Raw genomic sequence first — 544 nt, 5'->3', positions numbered from 1 at the left:
TGATAAGATCAAGTCAGCTCAACAAGAAGCTGTGAAGGAATTGAGCCGTACGATCAAGTACGTATACGAAGATGGTAAAGAAGCAGCACCAAGCTTCACAGACAGCGCTAAATTCACGCGTATTCTGAAGATCAACGTCGTAACGAAAGCGATCGTAGAAAAAGGCCCATGGACATCACAAGATGACGTGATCAAGGGACAAACTTCACCAGACATCAAGGGTTATGTAGCAGANAAAGCAAGCGTAGCAGATGTGAAGGTTACAGCAGACTCAGCTAAACCAGCCGATGAAGTCGTAACGTACAAGAAGGCAGATCAAAAAGCAACCATCACCTTCGTAGACCAAGCTAAGAAAGAATTGGCTAAGATCTCAGAAGGCGGTAAGTCAGGCGAACCAATTAGCCGTGACCAATACCTTGCGAAGTTGAAAGAATTGACTAACCAAGGTTACAAGGTTGTGAACGATGAGTTCAAGGATCCACAAAACTTTGATGATGATGCAAGCAAGGACCAAAACTTCACTGTTCAATTGGAAGAAGGCGTA

1 protein-coding gene is annotated in these 544 nt (G+C 44.0%); it reads left to right on the top strand.

Features of this window, described 5'->3' with window-relative positions; genetic code table 11:
- Positions 1 to 31: 31 nt before the first annotated feature.
- A partial coding sequence (locus tag D8792_RS11555; protein ID WP_446677404.1) for a mucin-binding protein occupies positions 32 to 544 on the top strand: 513 nt, incomplete at its 3' end.

The sequence above is a fragment of the Streptococcus cristatus genome (assembly GCF_003943505.1).
In the GTDB taxonomy this organism is placed as follows: Bacteria; Bacillota; Bacilli; order Lactobacillales; family Streptococcaceae; genus Streptococcus; species Streptococcus cristatus_E.
Note: the sequence above shows the minus strand (reverse complement) of the source record. Positions and strands in the feature narration are given on the sequence as shown.